The sequence below is a fragment of the Inquilinus sp. OTU3971 genome (genome assembly GCF_038440215.1).
The window spans coordinates 1-17188 of record NZ_JASATH010000182.1 but is presented as its reverse complement, the minus strand read 5'-3'; the positions used below and the strand labels follow the sequence as shown (position 1 = coordinate 17188).

General features: G+C 71.1%; 13 protein-coding genes and 1 pseudogene. 7 read left to right on the top strand and 7 right to left on the bottom strand.

Annotated elements, in window-relative coordinates; genetic code table 11:
• Positions 1-235 precede the first annotated feature (235 nt).
• The 5 genes from htpG to AAHM41_RS32075 form a co-directional block, all read right to left on the bottom strand.
• On the bottom strand, positions 236-2101 hold the full coding sequence (gene htpG / locus AAHM41_RS32095) for a molecular chaperone HtpG (RefSeq protein ID WP_342240704.1): 1866 nt from the start codon (positions 2099-2101) through the stop codon (positions 236-238).
• Positions 2102-2197: 96 nt separating this feature from the next.
• The gene (locus tag AAHM41_RS32090) at positions 2198-4249 is read right to left on the bottom strand and encodes a hypothetical protein (protein WP_342240703.1); all 2052 of its coding nucleotides are present in this window, start codon (positions 4247-4249) and stop codon (positions 2198-2200) included.
• Between the two features lie 55 nt (positions 4250-4304).
• Complete coding sequence (locus AAHM41_RS32085; protein ID WP_342240702.1) at positions 4305-5777, bottom strand: hypothetical protein; 1473 nt, start codon at positions 5775-5777, stop codon at positions 4305-4307.
• 25 nt (positions 5778-5802) lie between these two features.
• A complete protein-coding gene (locus AAHM41_RS32080) occupies positions 5803-7344 on the bottom strand; it encodes a hypothetical protein (protein ID WP_342240701.1) in 1542 nt (513 codons plus the stop codon).
• Between the two features lie 35 nt (positions 7345-7379).
• On the bottom strand, positions 7380-8879 hold the full coding sequence (locus tag AAHM41_RS32075; RefSeq protein WP_342240700.1) for a hypothetical protein: 1500 nt from the start codon (positions 8877-8879) through the stop codon (positions 7380-7382).
• A gap of 121 nt (positions 8880-9000) precedes the next feature.
• Here AAHM41_RS32075 and AAHM41_RS32070 point away from each other — a divergent pair, with 121 nt between their 5' ends.
• The 7 genes from AAHM41_RS32070 (at position 9001) to AAHM41_RS32040 (ending at position 15499) form a co-directional block, all read left to right on the top strand.
• On the top strand, positions 9001-11493 hold the full coding sequence (locus tag AAHM41_RS32070; protein ID WP_342240699.1) for a helicase-related protein: 2493 nt from the start codon (positions 9001-9003) through the stop codon (positions 11491-11493).
• Positions 11486-11851: an RNA-binding S4 domain-containing protein gene (locus AAHM41_RS32065; RefSeq protein WP_342240698.1), complete on the top strand. Its 366-nt coding sequence runs from the start codon at positions 11486-11488 to the stop codon at positions 11849-11851. The genes AAHM41_RS32070 and AAHM41_RS32065 overlap by 8 nt, the downstream gene beginning before the upstream one ends.
• 9 nt (positions 11852-11860) lie before the next feature.
• Positions 11861-12337, top strand: coding sequence for a tellurite resistance TerB family protein (locus AAHM41_RS32060; protein ID WP_342240697.1), 477 nt, complete (start codon positions 11861-11863; stop codon positions 12335-12337).
• A 7-nt stretch (positions 12338-12344) separates the two neighbouring features.
• Entirely contained in the window at positions 12345-12686 is a 342-nt protein-coding gene (fdxA, locus tag AAHM41_RS32055) for a ferredoxin FdxA (protein WP_342240696.1), read from the top strand.
• A gap of 277 nt (positions 12687-12963) precedes the next feature.
• Positions 12964-13464 (top strand): CarD family transcriptional regulator, encoded by a 501-nt coding sequence (locus tag AAHM41_RS32050; protein WP_138887935.1) that lies wholly within the window; start codon positions 12964-12966, stop codon positions 13462-13464.
• Positions 13465-13646: 182 nt separating this feature from the next.
• The gene (locus AAHM41_RS32045) at positions 13647-14450 is read left to right on the top strand and encodes a hypothetical protein (RefSeq protein ID WP_342240695.1); all 804 of its coding nucleotides are present in this window, start codon (positions 13647-13649) and stop codon (positions 14448-14450) included.
• 161 nt (positions 14451-14611) lie between these two features.
• Positions 14612-15499, top strand: a complete 888-nt coding sequence (locus AAHM41_RS32040) for an RNA polymerase factor sigma-32 (RefSeq protein ID WP_342240694.1) — start codon at positions 14612-14614, stop codon at positions 15497-15499.
• Positions 15500-15543: 44 nt separating this feature from the next.
• On the opposite strand, the gene AAHM41_RS32035 is transcribed toward AAHM41_RS32040, so the two are convergent.
• On the bottom strand, positions 15544-16875 hold the full coding sequence (locus tag AAHM41_RS32035) for a M48 family metalloprotease (RefSeq protein ID WP_342240693.1): 1332 nt from the start codon (positions 16873-16875) through the stop codon (positions 15544-15546).
• A pseudogene (locus AAHM41_RS32030) lies at positions 16875-17188 on the bottom strand (thermonuclease family protein); the annotation flags it as partial. The pseudogene AAHM41_RS32030 and the gene AAHM41_RS32035, both read right to left, overlap by 1 nt.

The following is a 17188-nucleotide window of genomic DNA, read 5'->3' as shown; positions in this document are numbered from 1 at the left end:
TGCTGCGTCGCCCGGGCGATCGACATCTGGATCTCGACCAGCTCCGCCACCACGCACAGATCCGCCGCCCGCTCCTCCTGCGGAGCGGCCGGGGCCTCCGTCGCCGAATCGGTCTGCGCCTTGTTCATGGAACATAGCATGAACACGCAAGGCCGGTAATACTACTGCGATCGTGTTTCTGCCGACAGAGCAATGGGTTGCCCCTCCCGCGCGGGAGGGGCTGGCGACAGACCCGCTAAGCCGCCAGGCCCCGCACCAAAGCGTCGGCCAGGCGGCGGGAGAAGGCGGCGGGGTCGGGCAACGGCTCGCCCTCAATGATCCGGGCCTGGTCCAGCAGCAGGAAGGCGCAATCCTCCAGCGCCGGGTCCTGGGCCGCGGCGCGCTCGGCCAGCCGGCGGATCAGCGGGTGGCCGGGATTGACCTCGAGGATGCGCTTCGAGCTGCTGTCGACCCGCCGGTGCTGCTTCAGCAGGCGCTCCAGGTGCAGGTCGGTGTCGCCCTCGTCGGCGACCAGGCAGACGGCGCTGTCGGTCAGGCGCTGCGAGGCGCGGACATCCTTGACCTGATCGGCCAGCGCCAGCTTCAGCGCCGCGACCAGCGCGTCCATGCCCTCGCCGGCCTCGGGTTTCGGCGCCTCGGCCGGGGCCTCGATCTTCGACAGGTCGGCGCCGCCGCGGGTGGCCGATTTGAACGGCTTGCCCTGGAATTCGCCGAGCGAGGGCACCGCGAACTCGTCGACCGGGTCGGTCAGCAGCAGCACCTCGACGTCGCGGGCGCGAAAACCCTCGAGCTGGGGCGAGCGGGCCAGCGCCGCCGCATCGTCGCCGGTGATGTACCAGATCTCGTCCTGGCCCGGCCGCATCCGGCCGACATACTCCTCCAGGCTGACCAGCCCGTCGCCCTTGGTCGAGCGGAAGCGCAGCAGCGGCAGCAGGGCATCGCGCTGCTCGCGGTCCTCGTAGATGCCTTCTTTCAGCACCGCGCCGAAGGCGGTCCAGAACTTGCCGTAGGCCTCGGCGTCGTCCTTGGCCTTGCGGCCGAGCTCGGCCAGCACCTTCTTGGTCACGCCCTGCCGGATCTTGGTCACGGTCGGGTTCGACTGCAGCATCTCGCGGCTGACGTTGAGCGGCAGGTCCTCGCTGTCGATCACGCCGCGCAGGAAGCGCAGATAGGGCGGGATCAGCCCCTCCGCCGCCTCGGTCACGAACACCCGGCGGACATACAGCTTGACGCGGTGCTTGCGCTCCGGCTCCCACAGATCGAAGGGCTGGGTCGACGGCACGAACAGCAGCGAGCTGTACTCGATCGCCCCTTCGGCCTTCCAATGCGCGGTCAGCCAGGGCTCGTCGAAGGCGTGGGCGACGTGGTGGTAGAACTCCTTGTACTCCTCCGCCGTGATCTCGGCCTTGGGCCGGGTCCACAGCGCCGAGGCGCGGTTCAGCGTCTCGGACTTGCCGTCCTCGCCGACCAGCACGATCGGGATGGCGATGTGGTCGGAATGGGTCTTGACGATCTGGCGCAGCCGCAGCGGCGACAGGAACTCGTCCTCGCCATCCGACAGATGCATGACGATGCGGGTGCCGCGGCTGACGTCCTCGGCCGCGCCGACAGTGAAGGCCCCCTTGCCGTCGGAGACCCAGCGCCAGCCCTGCTCCTCGCCGGCCTTGCGCGAGAACACCTCGACCTCGCGCGACACCATGAAGGCCGAGTAGAAGCCGACGCCGAACTGGCCGATCAGCCCGACATCCTTCTTGGCGTCGCCCGACAGCGTCTCGATGAAGGCGCGGGTGCCGGACCGGGCGATGGTGCCGAGATTGCCGACCAGCTCCTCGCGCCCCATGCCGATGCCGTTGTCGGCGACGGTCAGGGTGCGGGCGGCCGGGTCGACCGCCAGGGTGATGCGGTAGTCGGCGTCGCCGGCCGACAGCTCGGGCGCCGTGATCGCGGCGTAGCGCAGCCGGTCGCAGGCATCGGACGCGTTCGAGATCAGCTCGCGGAGGAACACCTCCTTCTGGCTGTACAGCGAATGCGCCACGATATCGAGAAGGCGGCTGACTTCGGCCTGGAAGGTCAGGGTTTCGTCGGTCTTCTGCTGGTCCATTCTCGGGGGTCCGGTGGGTCTTCGGTGTCGCCGCCCGATATGGGCAAAGCGGGTGCGGGCCGCAACCCCTGACGTGGCAGCTCTCGCCTGCGGCCGTTACTGCTTCGGCATCAGCGCGGCGAGGTCGGTACCGTGGATCAGCATGCGGCCGCCGGGATCGACCACGAAGTCGTAGTCGCGCGCCGGCTTGCCGTCCGCCGTCTTTGCCTGGCGCCCCAGCAGCTGGAAGACGGTGATGCCGGCGGCGGCGTCCGCGCCATCGGGCTGGGTCCGCAGGAATTTGACGAAATCGTCGAGCCCCGCGATCCGCAGCGTCGCCTGCGCGGTCACGCCGAAGGCCGCCTGCGGGTCCACCGTGCCGCCGCCGCCGAGGTCGATCGCGCCCTTCGGGGCGGTGATGCTGAAGCTGTCGATCGACAGGCGGGCGTCGGAGGCGAGCAGGCGGTCGGCGATCCGCTGCATCGCCTGGGCGAAGGCCTGATCGCCGTCCGGCAGCGACGAGTCGCCCTCACGCCGGATCTCGGCCTGCATCGCCGCCTCGACGCCGTCCCAGAACAGCGCCTGGACCGAGCGGCTGGGGACATCCTTCAGCGCGATGTCGATCCGGGCCCGGCGCGGCACCCAGTCGCCGAAGGGCAGGCCCGGGTCGAGCGTCAGCTCGTCCATGCCGAGATGCAGGCCGTAGCCCGCCTGGTCGCCGTCGAGCCCGGCATAGGTCTCGCTGTAGGCGATGTTGCCGATCGCGACATTGGCATAGGGCGAGCGGACGCGCAGGCCGCTCAGGCCGATCCCGGCCTTGTACTGCGACAGCGCGGCGATCGTCGTCCGGACCCGGGCGAACCAGGGCGACAGCTCCGCCGGCGGCGGCTCGTCGTCGCCATGCTTCGCCACCATCGTCTGGAATCCGCCGATGACGGCGATCAGGCCAGGGATGTCGAGGCCGTCGGCCGCCAGGGCGTAATGGGCATTGTCCAGGTTGAACTGCGTGTCCGGCGCGGCAGCGCCGGGGTCCTGGGTCAGGGCGAAGGCCAGCCCGTCGACATTCAGAAACAGCGTCGCCCCGGCCGTCGGTTTCCCGGCAGCCGGAGTCAGGGTGGCCGCGAGTTGCACCCCGTCGATCGTGAGAGCCCCAGGCTCCGGCTTGGTCGGCGCATCCGCGACCTTCAGCCCGCGAAGATCCAGGGTCACGTCCCCGCCCAGGCCGCGGCCGGGAGCGGCGCGGTCCAGGCCGCTATAACCGCTGCTGACGGTCAGCGACTCGAAGCCGGCCGTGGTGTCGTCGCCGCTGCCCTGCAGATCGGTCAGCTCCAGATGGGTCTGCGAGGCACTGCCGATCAGGCCCTGCACCTGCCGCAGCAGCGCGTCCAGCTTGCGCCCGGCATTCGGCGGCTGCGGCGCCTGGGGGTCGCGCCGGGCGGCGTCGAGAGTGAAGGCGATCAGCCGCCACACCCGGTCGCGCAGCGCCGCGGCGTCGACATCCTCCAGCCGCCCGCCATAGCGCAGCCGGCCGAGGGTGACGCCGTCGCCGGCCGCGGGATCGCCCGCGGACAGGCCTTCCGCCTCGACCTGCAGGGCGATGTCCTGCTGCGTCGAGCCGGGGCGCGGCGTGGTGGCGCTGGTCAGGCTGAGCCGATGCACGGCGAGCTGAATCTCGCCGTCCTCGGTCACCGTCACGCCCTCGGATTCGTCGGCCGAGGCGGTCAGCAGCGACGCGGCGAGGTCGACCGTCAGCTCGGCGCGGCGGCTGCGGCTGGTGAACAGCACCGGCGGCTCGCCGCCGCCCGGCCGGATCTCGCAGCGGACCGGGGTCTCGCCATGCAGGCGGGTGACCGCCCCTTCCCCCGCCGTGGCGGTGTAGCGGTCGCCGTCGCAGCGGATCCGCACCACCCGCTTGCGGCCGTCGGCATCGTCGCGCAGCGCCAGCGACAAGGCGGGGCCGGTGACGCGGTAACCCGCCCCGTCCGGCTCGACCGTCCAGCCGCCCTCGAAGATCGGCTCGCCCAGTCCTGGGGTCGCCAGGGTCGGGGTCAGGATGGTGGTCAGGCCCTTCTGCAGCGCGGCGGCGCCGTCCGGCGTCGCCTGGGCCAGGGCGGCCCCGGCCAGCCAGAGGGGAGCAGTGCCAAGCAGGATCGAAACAAGGCGACGCACAATCCGTCCTTTCCGGCACGCGGCGACGCCGCGGCTGCCGTCTCGAGAAATCGGCCTAGGGTCTCGCATCCTGCAGGATCACGGTGGGGTCGACGCCGTTCACCAGCAGCGTCGGCTTGCCGCCGAGTTCGATGTCGTAGTCCCGCGCGGTGGTCTCGGCACCAAGGTCGACGGCGCGGCCCATGGCCTCGAGCGCGGCGACGCGATCCGCCGTCCGCGCCGTCTGCGGCCGCGAGCGCAGAAATGCCACCAGCTGCGCCAGCCCGGTCAGGCGTGCCGTCGCGGCACCGGTGACGCCACGAGCGGCGGCTGCATCCGCCCGGAGCGAGCCGCGGAGGTCGAGCGAGCCCTGTGCCGTCCGCAGCTGCGCGGTTTCGATCTCCAGGCGGCTTCCGGCCTGGCCGAGCAAGGCGGCGAGCCGCGGGATGACCGCCGGCGTGGGATCCGACTCGATCATCTGGAGCAGCGATTTGAAGGGCACGGCCGACACCGCCACCGCGAGGGTGATGTCATGCGGAGTCCACTCGGCGACGGATGGCGTCGAACCGAGCGACAGCCCCGACAGTCTCAGCGTTGTCCGACCGCTGCCGGATTCGCTGCCGATCCCCTCTGCGTCGATGTCCCAGCCCAGCGTCTCGATGCCGAACGACCCGCCCGGGACTGTTGCGCGGTAGTCGGAATAGGTCGTGCTGGAGCGGAAGCGATCGCCGTAGCTCCCGGCCGCCTGGGCAAACGACAGAAGCGCCTGGATCGGAATCTGCGTCGAAGCAGGATCGCGCTGCTGGTCTTCGAGCAGGTCGACCATGCGCATCGTTTCCACGGTTCGCTTCACCACGCCCTCGAATGCGTAGTCGAACAGGTGCTTTTCGCTCTCGATCCGCGACGCGGTGAAGCGTCCGATCCCATCGAGACCGGCCAGGCGCAGGTTCTCGACAGTCGACCGCACGACCAGGTCGCGGCGGCTGGGACGGCCGCTGGGCGTGCCCCGACCGGATGATTCCAGCCGGGCGGCGGACATCAGCGGCGTCGCGGGATCGCCGCTGGCCTGGATCGTCATGTCCTCTTCCGTCGCCGACCATTCGGTGAAGGCACCCTGGGCCAGATCGACGACGTTGTCCTCACGGCGGGTCCGGCTGGTGAAGCGGAAGGACCGGCCGCTCTCGCCGGTCTTCAGCACGCAGTCGGATGGCGCTGCGCTGTGCAGCCGATAGACGCCCTCGGACAATCGGGTGGCCACGCTGCGGTCCGGCGCGCATCGGAACCGCGCCGAGCGCGGGCCTGCCGTGCCGCCTTCCTTCAGGCTGCCCGACAGGGCCGGCCATGTCACCTGGTAGCTGGCGCCGTCCGGCTCGACCACCCAGGCCCCCTCCCAGTGCGCGTCGCCGTCGCGGCCGGCCTCCAGCGGCGCGGTGATCGCCGTCAGACCCTTCTGCAGCGCGGCCGCCCCCTCCGGCGTCGCCTGGGCGAGGGCCGCGCCGGCGAGCCAGAGGGGGATGGTGCCGAGCAGGATCGGCCCGAGACGACGCATGATGGCTCCCCCTCCGGATCGGCGGCTACTGCTTCGGCATCAGCGCGGCCAGGTCGGTGCCGTTGACCAGGATCTTGCCGGCATCGTCGACGACGATGTCGTAGTCCCGCGCCGGAAGGCCGGCATCGGTGGTGGCCTGGCGGCCCATCACCTGCGCCATCGACAGCCCGGCCGCCGCCTCGGCGCCGTCCGGCATGCCCTGCAGGAACTTGATCAAGCCGTCGAGATTGACGATGCGCAGGTCGAGGTCGGCGGTCACGCCATGCGCGGCCGCATCCTTGCCCTGCACCGCGCCGCCGAGATTGATCGCCGCCTCGGGGGCGGTGATGGTGAAGCTGGTGAGGTCGAGCCGGCTGCCGGCCCGGCGCAGGATGCCGCCGATCTCCATCATCGCCTGCGCCATCTGCTGCTGGGCCTCCTCCGGCTTCTCGATCTGGATCGCCGAGGCGTCGATCACCTTCATGTAGGCGGTTCCGACCTCCGCCCAGGGAATGCCGCTGGCGTCGAGCCGGATCGTGGCGTCGGTCGGGATCCACTCGACGAAGGGCGGCTTCGGCGCCAGCGCCAGGCCGGCCATGTCGATCTCCATCATGCCCGTCCCCTTCGGGCTGCCCGCACCGTCATAGCCCTCGCCGAGGCGCAGCCGGTCGATCGTCACCTGGACCTCCGGCGCCTTCACCCGCAGATCCGTGACCGTCGCCCCGAACTCGCCGCCGGTGCCATAGGCAGCCATCATGCGCTTCATCGGGTCCATCAGCTTCGCCATCACATCGGCCTGCATACCGGCCGCCTGCTTCGGATCGGGCACGGTCCCTTCGGCTGCGGTGACCGTCTCGATCAATTCGGCATAGACGCCGAGGACCTCGCCGGTGGTGGCCATGACCCGCTGCACATCCATGCCGTCCATGGTCGCGTCATAGACAGTGTGGCCGAGGGTGAAGCGTTCGACCCCCTTCTCGTCGAAGGCGCTGAGGCCGCTGGCCTCCATCTTGAAGGCGACATCGTGCCGGGCCGGGTCGGCGGCCGGCCGGATCTGGCTGCTGGCGGACAGGGCGTCGATCGTGACCTTGCCGGGCTGGCCGTCCTGGGTGATGACGGTGCCCTCGACCCGCCACTCGCCTTCGGTGAACAGCTTCTGGCCGAGATCGACCACGAAATGCGCCCGCAAGGCCCGGCTGGTCAGCGTGACCTTGGCCTCGCCCTCCGGCTCGGCAACACAGTTCATCGGCTCGTCGCTCTCGAGCCGCCAGGTGGCGGCGCCGGTCGAGGCCGCGCGGTAGGTCTGGGCATCGCAGCGCAGCGCCACCGATTTCGGCCCCTTGTCCTGCGATCCCTTCAGCGTCAGGTCGATGCCCGGGAACACCACGGTGGTGCCGCCCGAGCCCTGCTCGACCGTGACGGGCCCTGTGAACAGCGGCTGCTGCTGCACCTGGATGGCCAGAATCGGCTTCAGCATCTCGTTCAGCCCGTCGCGCAGCCCCGCGGCATCCGGCGTCGTCTGGGCCAGGGCGCTGCCGACAAGCCAGAGCGGGGCCGTGCCCAGCAGGATGCAGATCGACCGTTTCATGCTTCGCTCCCCCATTGCGAATTCGCGGCCACGCCTCAGCGCATGCCCAGCAGCGGCTTCAGATCGGTGCCGTTCAGCAGGATGTCGCCGTTCTCGCCGACCACCAGCTTGTAGGTGCGGGCCGGCTTGCCGTCGACCGTGTCCTGCGCGCCCATGGTCTGCAGCACGGTCAGCCCCTGCACCATCTCCTGCCCGTCCGGGGTGGCCTTGGCGACCTCCAGCGCGGCGTCCAGCCCGGTGACCACCAGCATGGCGTCGCCGGTCATCATCAGCGGCGCCTTGGCGTTCGGCCGCAGCGTGCCGGTCAGGTCGATGCTGGTCAGCGGCGACGCGGCCTTGAACGACCGGATCTCGAGCGCGCCGTTGCCGTTCATGACCGCCTGCTGCAGCTGCGCGACCGCGATCTCCGCCGCCTGGTCGGGGCCGAGCGTGGCCGAGCTGTCGAGCATGCCGGTCAGCGCCTGCAGCAGCGCCTGGTTCGGCAGGTTGGTCAGCGCCAGGTCGATGGTCGCGCTGTGCGGGACGAACTGGCCGAATTCCGGCAGCGGCTGGATGCCGAGCTGGGCCAGGTCGAACGTGATGCGGAAGGTCGAGGCGTCCTTGGCCAGGCCGGCGAGGCCGACGCCGAAGCCGGCGGAGGCCAGCGTCACCTTCTCGACATCGGCCTCGCCGGGCGTGACCTCCGCCCCGGTCAGCCCGTAGCTGAAGTCCAGATCGTCGAACAGCTTCGGCGTGCCCTGGAACACGCGGCCGAGCTCGGTCAGGAACTCCTTCGGCATCTCGCCGTCGGCCTGCGGCGGGTAGCGCTTCTGCAGATCCGTCAGCTTGTCGCTGAAGGCGCGCACCGCCGCCATGTCGGCCGCCGCCGCCTTGGCCTCGAGCGTGGCGCCGTCGAGGCGGAGGACCTGCGCCCCGGTCTCGTCGAGGAAGGAGACGCCGGACAGGGTGACGCTGCCGGTGCTGTCATAGGTGTCCGGGCCGACCGCCTTGCTGTCGCCGGCCAGCGCCAGCCCGTCGATCTTGAACGCGCCCTTGGCCTCGGCCGGGTTCAGCGAATGGGCAGTGATCTGGCCCAGCTTGCCGTCCAGCGACATGAACGCATGGTACTGCGGGGCGAAGATGCCGCGCAGCGCCTGCGCGCCGATCGTCACCTCGACCCCCTCGTCGTCCTTGTCCGGGACCACCCGGTAGGTCGAAGGGATGGTCGCGACCGTGTCCAGCCAGCCGTTCTCCAGCGGCGTCAGCACCAGCTCGACGGGGTCGAGGGCCAGGCGGGCGGTGTCGCCCTCGGTGGTGAACAGCACCTCCGATTTCGGGATCACCGCCTTGTAGAACTTGCCCTGGGGCTCGACCGTGATCGGCCCCTGGAAGTTGAACACCACCGACTTGTCGGCCGTGGCCAGATGGGTGGCGATCCAGTCCTTGAGGCCGAGGCGGATCTTGTCGGCCCCCTCCGCCGTCGCCTGCGCCTGGGCGGCGGCCGGCAGGAGGACCCAGGCGGCGATGCCGGCGGCAAACAGGGAGAGCGTGCGCATCGTATGTCCTCCGTCTATCCGACCGGAGCCTCTGGCAAATATCGTTGCGACCAATGGCCGCCCGCACCGCAGGCGGGGCGGCAGTCTTGCATTAGCGCCCGGCAGCGTTCAATTGTCGCTTATGTATCTCGCTGGTGATCGCCCGCGCCTCACGGCCGTGCTCGGCCCGACCAACACCGGAAAGACCCATCTCGCCATCGAACGCATGCTCGGCCATGCGAGCGGCATGATCGGCTTCCCGCTCCGGCTGCTCGCCCGCGAGAACTACGACCGGATCGTGGCGATCAAGGGACGGGCGCATGTCGCTTTGGTGACGGGCGAGGAAAAGATCGTGCCGCCCGGCGCCCGCTGGTTCCTGTGCACGGTCGAGAGCATGCCGCTGGACCGGCCGGTCGCCTTCCTCGGCATCGACGAGATCCAGCTCTGCGCCGATCCGGAGCGCGGCCATGTCTTCACCGACCGGCTGCTGCACGCCCGCGGCGGCGCCGAGACCATGGTGATGGGGGCGGAGACGATCCGCCCGCTGATCCGCAAGCTGGTGCCGGAGGCGGAGTTCGTGACCCGGCCCCGCTTCTCCGAGCTGACCCACACCGGCATGCGCAAGCTCACCCGGCTGCCGCCGCGCAGCGCCATCGTCGTGTTCTCGGCCAACGACGTCTACGAGATCGCCGAGCTGATGCGCCGCCAGCGCGGCGGCACCGCGGTGGTGCTGGGTGCCCTGAGCCCGCGCACCCGCAACGCCCAGGTCGGGCTGTACCAGTCGGGCGAGGTCGACTATCTGGTGGCGACCGACGCCATCGGCATGGGGCTGAACATGGACATCGACCATGTCGCCTTCGCCCGGCTGACCAAGTTCGACGGCCGCTTCCCGCGCCGGCTGCGCGCCACCGAGATCGCCCAGATCGCCGGCCGCGCCGGGCGGCACATGGCCAACGGCACCTTCGGCACCACCGACGAGGCCGGCACGCTGGACGAGGAGCTGGTCGACCGGGTCCAGAACCACCGCTTCGACCCGCTGCAGACGGTGATGTGGCGCAACGCCGAGCTCGACTTCCGCAGCCCGCTCGGCCTGCTGCGCAGCCTGGAGCGGCGGCCGACGCGGCCGGAGCTGCGGCGCATGTCCGAGGCCGACGACCAGCTGTCGCTCGGCCTCCTGATGCGCGACGCCGAGCTGACCGGCCGGGCCCGCAACCCGGCGGCGGTGCGCCTGCTGTGGGAGGTGTGCCAGATCCCGGATTTCCGCAAGGTGCTGTCCGACGCCCATATCCGCATGCAGGGCCAGATCTTCCGCCAGCTCACCACCGGCCTGGCCGGGCGGCTGGACACCGACTGGGTGGCCGAGCAAGTGGCCCGGCTGGACCGGACCGAAGGCGACATCGACGCGCTGGTCGCCCGCATCTCCCATATCCGGACCTGGACCTATGTCGCCCATCGCGGCGCCTGGATGGCCGATCCGGGCCATTGGCAGGAGCGCACCCGCGCAGTCGAGGACCGGCTGTCGGACGCGCTGCACGAGCGCCTGACCCAGCGCTTCGTCGACCGCCGCACCGCGCTGCTGGTGCGGTCGATGAAGGCGGGCGGCGAGCTGCTGGCCGCGGTCAATGCCCAGGGCGAGGTGCTGGTCGAGGGCGAGCATGTCGGCAGCATCGAGGGCTTCGCCTTCTATCCCGACGCCACCATCGAGGATGACGACCTGAAGGCGATCCGCAGCGCCGCGCGGCGGGCGCTGAAGGACGAGGTCGCCGGCCGCGTCGGCAAGCTGGAGGCGGCGCCGGACGAGGATCTGGCCCTGGCCGCCGACGGCGTCCTGTCCTGGCGCGGCATCGGCATCGGCCGGATCGCCGCCGGCCCGTCGCCGCTGGCCCCTGCCGCGAGGGCGCGCGACACCGACCTCTTGGACGGCGCCGGCCGCGACCGGGTGGCGGCCCGGCTGACCCGCTTCCTGGCCGACCATGTCGCGCGCGAGCTTCAACCCCTGCTGCGGCTGCGCGAGGCGGCGCTGACCGGCGCCGCCCGCGGCATCGCCTTCCAGCTGGTCGAGGGGCTGGGGCTGCTGCCGCGGCGGGCGCTGGACGGGCTGATCCATGCCCTGACCGCGGCCGACCGCAGGCAGCTGTCCGGCTTCGGCGTGCGATTCGGGCCGAGCCATGTCTATCTGGCGCCGATGCTGAAGCCGCGGCCCACCGGCCTGCGCGTGCTGCTGGGCGCCGTCGCCGCCGGCCGGCCGCTGCCGGCCGCCCTGCCCGCCCCGGCCCGGATCTCGGTGCTGGCCGAAGAGGGCCAGGATTCCGCGGCGCTGGACCTGGCCGGCTTCGTGCCCTGCGGCCCGCGGCGGATCCGCCTCGACCGCATCGACGCGCTGCGCGACGCCGCCGAATCGCGCCGCCGCCAGGGCGGGCTGACCGCCGACCCGGCGCTGGCGCCGATCGTCGGCTGCACCGTCGCCGAAATCCCGGCTATCCTGCAGGCGGCCGGGTATCGGCCGACCCAGGATGACGAGGGACGCGTGACCTATGTTCCGGTGAGGGCGAAGCGGCCGCAGGCGCCGCGGCCGGCAGCGGCCAGCGCCGACAGCCCCTTTGCCAAACTCGCCCTGCTCCGCCGCAATGGCTGAGCGCGACACCGATCGCCCGCGCCTCGACAAGTGGCTGTGGCAGGCGCGCTTCTTCAAGACCCGCAGCCTGGCGGCCAAGGTCTGCGCCGGCGGCGGCATCCGCATCGACGGCGTGCCGACCCAGAAGGCACATGCGGCAATCCGTCCCGGCCAGGTGCTGACCTTCGTCCAGGGCCGGCACATCCGGGTGATCGAGATCGTGTCCCTGGCCGAGCGCCGCGGCCCGGCCAGCGAGGCGCAGACACTGTACCGCGACCTGCGGCCGCCGACGCCGGAGGCGGCGCTGCCCACGTCCGGCGGCCCCCGCCCGACCGGCCGCGACCGCCGGGCCCTTCCGCCGAAGGGCGGCAGCGACTAGATCTTGGCGATGCTGGACCACATTCTCGACTGGGCCCGCGGCGCCACCGCCCGGCCGATCCCCGACGACGCCACGCTGCGCCGCGCCGTCGCCGCGCTGCTGATGGAAGCCGCCCGGGTCGATGATTCGCTGGACGAGCCGGAGCGCGAGCGCATCCAGACGCTGCTGGCCTGGCGCTTCCGGCTGGGCCCGTTCGAGGCGGCGCAGCTCGGCACCGATGCCGAGCGGGCCAGCGACGGCGCCGTGTCCTGGCACGCCCTGACCCACACCATCCGTGAGCATTGCGACGAGCCGGCGCGCATCCGCATTGTGGAAATGCTGTGGGATGTGATCCTCGCGGATGGTAAAGTCGACGACCTCGAAGCCAATCTGATGCGGCGAGTCGCAGCGCTTCTATTCGTCTCGGACGCGGATAGCGGCGTTGCCCGCCGTCGTGTGCTTGCCCGCAATGGCGCCCCGGCGGCCGCCAATGGAGATCCGGAGTAAACTAAGTATGGCCTATGTGGTGGGTGAAGCTTGCATCAAGTGCAAGTACACGGATTGCGTCGAAGTCTGCCCCGTGGATTGCTTCTACGAGGGCGAAAACATGCTGGTCATCCACCCGGACGAGTGTATCGACTGCGGCGTGTGTGAGCCGGAATGCCCGGCCGAGGCGATCAAGCCGGACACCGAGGCCGAAGCCGCGGAAAAATGGGGCGAGCTGAACCGCGAATACTCCACGATCTGGCCGAACATCACGCGCAAGAAGGACGCCCCCCCCGACGCCGACTCCTGGAAGGGGGTCGAGAACAAATTCGCCGAGCATTTCAGCGCGACTCCGGGCGAAGGCAATTGACGATTCGCCGAGTCCGCCGGCCTGCATTGCAAAAAAAGCGTCATGTCAGGGCGGGCTCGGCCTTCATATCGGAAGCGCAACGTATTATAGTACGTGTTACATTCCCGGTGCTGACGACCACTTCCGACCCACCACATGCGGGCCGGAATCGATTTCTGCGTCTCTGTTTCGGTGCGGATGTTGACGTGGGTTGCGGCGCGGCGAAGCGCGCGGGGTGGCGGCCGTAGCGGTCTCCGCCCACTGGGTCCGACCACAGAGGGTGACTCCATTGGCAGACATGGCTCAGGAACTTGAGTACGACGTCGGCGACTACGTTGTGTACCCGGCGCATGGCGTCGGCCGCATCGAGGCGCTCGAGACGCACAGCATCAGCGGCATGACCGTGCAGCTGTATGCCATCAGCTTCGAGAAGGAGCGGATGACGCTCAAGGTTCCTGTCGGCAAGGCCAAGAAGTCGGGCCTGCGCAAGCTGTCGTCGAAGGACCGGATCAAGACCGCGCTGGAGACCCTGACCGGCCGCAGCCGCGTGCGCCGGACGATGTGGAGCCGCCGGGCCCAGGAATACGAGGCCAAGATCAACTCCGGCGACCCGGTGTCGATCGCCGAGGTGGTGCGCGACCTGCACCGCGCCACCGACCAGCCGGAACAGTCCTACAGCGAGCGCCAGATCTACCAGGCGGCGCTGGAGCGCCTGGCCCGGGAGCTGGCCGCGGTCGAGAAGATCGACGAGGTCAAGGCGACCCAGAAGCTGGAGCAGGTGCTGAAGAAGGCGGCCTGAGCCCGCCTTCTTCGCAGACTGGCCTCAAGCAGCGCGAAGCGCGGCAGGCCACTCAATTCGGAAAACAGGCGGCCTTCGGGCCGCCTTTTCCATGTCCGGGGTCCGGCCCCGGCCGAAGGGGCTGGCTTCACCGGGGCGAGCCGCTAAAATGCCATGCAGATGACAGATCCCTTCCTCTCCGCGTGACCCGCGACACCGAGAAATTCGCCCGGCTCGGCCGCCCGAAGCGGATCTGGGCCGTGGGTGCCGTGCATGGCGAGGTCGACCGCCTGGCCGTGCTGCACGACCATGTCGCCGCCCGGTTCCAGCCCGGCGACCGGCTGGTCTATCTCGGCAACCTGATCGGCCGATCCGACCGGCTGCATGCGCTGGTCGACGAGGTGCTGTCGATGCGGCGGGCCCTGATCGCCCGCCCCTTCGTGCTGGCCGAGGACGTCGTCTTCCTGCGCGGGGCGCAGGAGGAGATGTGGCAGAAGATGCTGCAGCTGCAATTCGCGCCGAACCCGCAGGACGTGCTGCGCTGGATGCTGGCGCAGGGCGTCGAGGGCACGCTGCGCGCCTATGGCGGCCGGCCCGAGGAGGGCATGGCCGCGGCGCGCGAAGGCGCCGTCCGGCTGACCCGCTGGACCAACGGGCTGCGCGAATCGATCCGCGCCGCCCCCGGCCACAACGCGCTCTACGCCGCGCTGCGCCGGGCCGCCTTCACCGAGGATGACGGCATCCTGTTCGTCAGCGCCGGCATCGACCCGAGCCGGCCGCTCGCCGCCCAGGGCGACGCCTTCTGGTGGTCCGCCGCCGGTTTCGCCGGCCTCGGCGAGCCCTATGGCGGCTTCCGCCGCCTGATCCGCGGCCACGACCCGGCGGGCGGCGGGCTGCAGCTCGAGGGCATGGCGGTGACGCTCGATTCCGGCTGCGGCCGCGGCGGCCGCCTGGCCTGCGGCCTGTTCGACCCGGACGGGACCCTGGCCGAGATCGTCGAGGCTTGAGAGCCGGCTCCGCCACGTAACAAACCGCCCCTGTCCGACGAACTCCTAGACGAAGGGACAAGCTCTCGCCCGGCGAGGGAACGCCGTCATGCGGGAGGGTGTTCGTCTATCGAAGTCGCGGGACGGATCCGCGGCGTCGTCCGGCCGAAGAGGGGGCGTTCATGCCGCATCTCGACGATCCCGAGACCCAGCGCGCCAACCTGAAGTTCATCAAATCGTCGATGAGCGAGCCGCTGCTGTCGCGCGAGACCGAGTTCGAGCTCGCCCGGCGCTGGCGCCAGGACCATGACGAGCCGTCGCTGCACGCCTTGGTCCGGGCCTATACCCGCCTGGTCATCGCCACCGCGTCGCGCTTCCGCAACTACGGCCTGCCGATCGGCGACCTGGTGCAGGAGGGCAATGTCGGGCTGATGCAGGCCGCCGCCCGGTTCGAGCACGACCGCGAGGTCCGGTTCTCGACCTATGCCGCCTGGTGGATCCGCTCGGCGATGCAGGACTATGTGCTGCGCAACTGGTCGATCGTCCGCACCGGCACCACCGCGGCGCAGAAGTCGCTGTTCTTCAACCTGCGGCGGCTGCGCGCCAAGATCGAGAACGCCGGCGGCCAGTCCGGCCTGACCCAGGCCGGCCGCGACTGGATCGCCACCGAGCTGCGGGTCGACGTCGCCGATGTCGAGGCGATGGAGATGCGGCTATCGGCCTCCGACCAGTCGCTCAACGCCCCGATCTCCGAGGATGGCGAGGACGACTGGCAGGGCCTGCTGGCCGACACCCGCCCCTCGCCCGAGGAGGTGGTGATCGGCCTGCGCGACAACGTCACCCGCTCGCGCTGGCTGGCCGAGGCGATCGGCGCCTTGAGCCCGCGCGAGCAGACCATCATCCGCCAGCGCCGGCTGCGCGACAGCGGCGCCACGCTGGAAGAGCTGGGCCGCCAGCTCGGCGTCAGCAAGGAGCGGGTGCGCCAGCTCGAGCACCGGGCCCTGACCAAGCTGCGCGCCTCGATCTCCCGCCGCGTCGCCCAGCCGGAGGAGCTGTTCCTGGAGGAATAGCGCTTCGTAGGTTGGGTTCGCGGTCGCGAACCCAACCTACGTGATCACTCCACGATCAACTTGACCCTTGTCCCCGGCCGGATCTCGTCGCCGGCGCCATCGTTCAGCAGCCGGAACTGCGCCTCCGCCGCCTCCACCCGCATCCGGCCGACGAGACCGGCCACGGTGTCGCCCGGCCGCACCGTGACGACGGCGAGTCGGCGCGGCCGCACCGCGGCGGCCTCGGCCGCGCCGATCCTGCGAAAGCTCTCGACCGCGCCGCGCATCGGCGCCGCGGCCGGGCTGCCGGCCCGGGTCAGGACGTTGAAGCGGTCGCGCCGCTCCGGCGTGGTCTCGATCACCACCAGCAGCGCCTCCCATCGGTCGGCACCGATCGCCAGCCCGGCGACGCCCCAGGCGGCCGGGAAGCCGCCGAGATCGCCGGCGCCGACGCTTTGCACGCCCCCTGCCCTGCGGCCCCAGACCCGCTCCAGGAACAGCCGCGCCGCCAGCGCCCGCGGCTGCGACAGATGGTCGAACAGGATCAGCGAATCATCCGGGCCGATGCCCATCACCCGCTGGCGCTGGCGCAGCAGGGCCACGCCCGGCGGCGCATCCCAGCGGAAGCCGGCGGCGGGGTCGATCACCGCCTGGCCGCGGATCGGAATCTGGCCGGCACCCTCGCCCCAGGGCAGGCCGTCGACGGCGTCGAGCCAGGCCGCCTCCCCGGTCTCGCCGGGCGGCAGCGCCGCTGCCCGCGCCCGGGCCGCCGCGATCCGCTCCGCCGTCTCCGGATGGTCGCCGCCGCTGATCGCCGCCGTGGCCAGCTCCGGCCGGCCGGACAGGGATGCGGCGAGGCGCTGGGCGGCGCCGAGCCGGGCCAGGAAGGCCGGCGCCGCCGCGGGATCGTAGCCGGCCCGGGCCAGGGCCGCGATGCCGATCCGGTCGGCCTCCTGCTCCTGCGCCCGGTCGAACTCGGCCTCGGCCTGGATCTCGGCCAGCCCGGCGACCGCCGGGTCGACCGGCGGCCGCGCCGCGCGCGACCTGGCGTGGCCGGCGACGACATGCCCGATCTCATGCGCCAGCACCGAGGCCAGCTCGGCCTCGCTGCGCGCCAGGGCCAGCAGGCCGCGGGCGACCAGCAGGCGGCCGTCCGGCAGGGCCGCGGCGTTGACCTGGTCGGAATCGAGCAGCTCGACCGTCACCCGCAGGCGGCCGCCGGTCTCGGCATCCGCCACCCGCTGGGCGATGCGGGCGACATGGTCGCGCAGCGCCGGGGCGGCGTAGGGCCCGCCGAAGGCCGCCCAGATCTCCCGCGCCTCGGGCGTGTCGGCCTGGGCCAAGCGGGGCAGCAGCGGCGCCGCCATCAGTCCGAGCAGCAGGTCACGACGAATCATCAATCCAGCCTCTCGATCTGCTCGATCCGGACCAGGACGATGCGCGGCCCGCCCGACCAGTCGAGCCAGCCACGCACCCGGATGCGCCGGCCCTGCAGCGCCGCCAGATCCTGCCCGATCGCTTCCAGCCGGCGGACCAGATCCGGCTCCGCCGTCACGGTGAAATCCTGCCGCGGGTCGGTGCCGAAATTGAGGTAGGCGCGGCCGCGCACCAGCGCCGCCCGCTGCACCTGGCCCTCGACGATCTGGAACCGGTCGAGGTCGCCGCGGCCCAGCGCCTCGGCCGGCCGCACGGCGAGGCCGGGATCGCCCC